The following is a 2,974-nucleotide window of genomic DNA, read 5'->3' as shown; positions in this document are numbered from 1 at the left end:
TCCCGGGGAATGAAGTAACCGACCCCCCGCATGGTTTGAATGCAATGGCTGCCCAGCTTGCGCCGCAAATGGTGGATATGCACCTCTACCGCATTGCTGTCCACCGCCGATTGCCAGTTGTACAGCCGCTCTTCCAGCTGTCTGCGCGAAAGCACCCGCCCTCGGGACTCCAGCAACACCAGCAACACGGCAAACTCGCGCGGCGACACATCCACCAACTGGCCGCGCAATCGCACAGTGCGGGCTGCGGGATCGAGCTCGATGTCACCCTGGCGAATCAACGGCTGCGCTCGCCCTGCGGCGCGGCGCAGCAACGCACGCAGCCGCGCCTCCAGCTCATCCACATCAAAGGGCTTGGCCAAATAATCGTCAGCCCCCAGGTTCAGGCCTGCGATGCGCTGGCTCACTTGATCGCGTGCCGTCATGATGAGCACGGGGGTGGCGGGGTCTGGCAATCCAGCGCCTGCCAGACCGGGCTCTGCGCGGGTGTTGCCGCGCAGGCGCTGCAGCAGTTCACTACCGTCGCCATCGGGGAGCCCCAAATCCAACAGCACCGCATCGAATGGTTCTGTGCGCAATGCACTCCAGGCACTGGCTACGCCATCGCACACATCGACGGCGTAGCCGCGCTGGCGCAGGTTGGTGCGCAGGCCCTCGGCAATACCGTTGTCATCTTCCACCACAAGGATTCGCATGGCGCCATTGTCGCCAGACATTAAGGCGCTGTTAAGTGGCACACACTATGGTGCGAAGCATGTCTTTGTCTGCTGCTGCGGCGCCTGCGCCAACCCATCCACCGTTTGCCGCGCTCGCCTGGACGCTGGTTTCCTTGCTGGGTGTACTGGCTTGGGATGCCTTGGCCCAGGATCGCGCACTGGCCCGTGTATTCGGCACAGCGACGGGCTTTCCCCTGCGAGAACAATGGTTCTTGGTCAGCGTACTGCACGAGGGGGCACGCCGCGCAGCCTGGGGCGTGATGCTGGTACTGACCATCGCAGTCTGGTGGCCTTTTGGCGTACTGCGCCAGATCAGCAGTGCCGATCGCCTGCAGCTGGCCATCACCGCTTTGCTGGGCGTCGCAGTGATCAATGTCTTGAAATACGCCAGCACGACCAGTTGCCCTTGGGATTTGGCTGAGTTTGGCGGGGTGGCACGGTATGTATCGCACTGGGCTTGGGGCGCAGCAGATGGTGGCGTTGGCAGGTGCTTTCCGGCAGGCCATGCTTCGGCAGGGTTTGCCTTTGTCGGCGGTTTTTTTGCGCTGCGGCGGCAACAACCACGCGCCGCCCGCATCTGGCTGGCTTGTGCGGTAGCGGCAGGCCTGCTGCTGGGCATGGCGCAGCAGGCACGTGGTGCGCATTTCCTGAGCCATACCCTGTGGACGGGTTGGCTGTGCTGGAGCACGGCCTGGCTGACCGATGTGGTTGCCCGCAAGTTACCTCGCACGACCTCTTGGGCAGACAGCACGCCACCAGCCCAAGGCGAGGAACCCGTCAAGCAGCAGCGGGTCAAATAGCGCGGCAGATTTTCAGCATGTTGGTGCCGCCAGGCGCCCCCATCGGCTCGCCGCAAGTGATGGCATACACATCCCCCGCCTGGACAATGCCCCGGTCTTTGAGATGGCGCTCTGCCTGCTCCAAGGCCGTATCCCTATCCGCACTGGTGTCCATCAACAGGGGACGCACATTGCGAAACAGTGCCATGCGGCGTTGTGTGGCCACTTTGGGGGTCAGCGCATAAATAGGGATGTGGATGCGGTGCCGGCTCATCCACAGCGCTGTCGAGCCACTGTCGGTCATGGCCACAATGGCTTTGGCGCCCAGGTGATGGGCGGTAAATAGCGCGCCCATGGCAATCGATTGGTCAATGCTGGAGAAGGTGCGACCGGAAAAATCAGCGTCCAATTGCACGTCTTCTGCTGCTTCGGCAGCAGAGCAGATTTTGGCCATCTCCTGCACGGTTTCGAGCGGAAACTTGCCGGCGGCTGTCTCGGCGCTGAGCATGACGGCATCGGTGCCATCCAGTACCGCATTGGCCACATCGCTCACCTCGGCGCGCGTGGGCACGGGATTGGTGATCATGCTCTCCATCATTTGCGTGGCAGTGATGACCACCTTGTCCATGTCACGCGCCATGCGGATCATTTTCTTTTGCAGCGCAGGCACCACTGCGTTGCCCACTTCTACGGCCAGATCGCCGCGCGCCACCATGATGCCGTCGCTGGCACGCAAAATTTCTTCCAGGCGGGGAATGGCCTCGGCACGCTCAATCTTGGCTATCAGGCCCGGTTTGTGGCGGTATGGGGCTGCGGCCACATTGCACAGTTGGCGCGCCATTTCCATATCGGTGGCATTTTTGGGAAAACTCACTGCCACATAGTCGGCCTGAAAAGACATGGCTGTTTTGATGTCTTCCATGTCCTTGGCCGTCAGCGCGGGGGCCGTCAGTCCGCCACCCTGCTTGTTGATGCCCTTGTTGTTGGACAACTCGCCGCCGAGCTTGACGGTGGTATGTACCTGCTCGCCGCGCACGGCATTGACCGTGAGCACAATCAGTCCGTCATTGAGCAGCAGCAAATCGCCAGGCTTCACATCGCGCGGCAGTTCTTTGTAGTCCAGGCCGACACCACCCAGGTCGCCGGGCTCGGTGCGCGACGCATCCAGCACAAAGGACGCACCAGGCTCCAGTTGCACCTTGCCCTGGGCAAATTTGCCAACGCGGATTTTGGGCCCTTGCAGGTCGGCCATGATGGCTACCTCGCGGCCCGCGCGCTGCGCAGCCTCACGCACCGCCGCAGCGCGGTCGATATGGTCTTGCGCACTGCCGTGGCTGAAATTGAGGCGCACGACGTTGACTCCCGCTGCAATCATCTGCTCCAGCAAGACCGGGTCGCTGGAAGCGGGGCCCAAGGTGGCAACGATTTTGGTAGCGCGGCGTAACGTCATGAAAAACCTCGTATGTAATTGAATTTCAA

Annotated in this window: 3 protein-coding genes; 1 reads left to right on the top strand and 2 read right to left on the bottom strand. The window is 61.8% G+C overall.

Annotation, left to right across the window (positions count from 1 at the left end; all coding sequences use genetic code 11):
- Positions 1-695 (bottom strand): response regulator (locus tag PHX69_RS15920; RefSeq protein WP_288045095.1); only part of this gene is annotated, 695 nt, incomplete at its 3' end.
- Positions 696-754: 59 nt separating this feature from the next.
- Between PHX69_RS15920 and PHX69_RS15915 the strand changes: the two genes are divergently transcribed.
- Positions 755-1,516, top strand: a complete 762-nt coding sequence (locus PHX69_RS15915; RefSeq protein WP_288045093.1) for a phosphatase PAP2 family protein — start codon at positions 755-757, stop codon at positions 1,514-1,516.
- On the opposite strand, the gene pyk is transcribed toward PHX69_RS15915, so the two are convergent.
- Positions 1,509-2,945 (bottom strand): pyruvate kinase, encoded by a 1,437-nt coding sequence (gene pyk, locus PHX69_RS15910; RefSeq protein ID WP_288045090.1) that lies wholly within the window; start codon positions 2,943-2,945, stop codon positions 1,509-1,511. The genes PHX69_RS15915 and pyk overlap by 8 nt on opposite strands.
- Between the last annotated feature and the right edge of the window lie 29 nt (positions 2,946-2,974).

Origin of the sequence: Simplicispira sp. (assembly GCF_028687295.1) — a bacterium.
In the GTDB taxonomy this organism is placed as follows: Bacteria; Pseudomonadota; Gammaproteobacteria; order Burkholderiales; family Burkholderiaceae_C; genus Simplicispira; species Simplicispira metamorpha.
The sequence above is the reverse complement of the archived record's forward strand: the minus strand, read 5'-3'. Positions and strand labels throughout refer to the sequence as shown.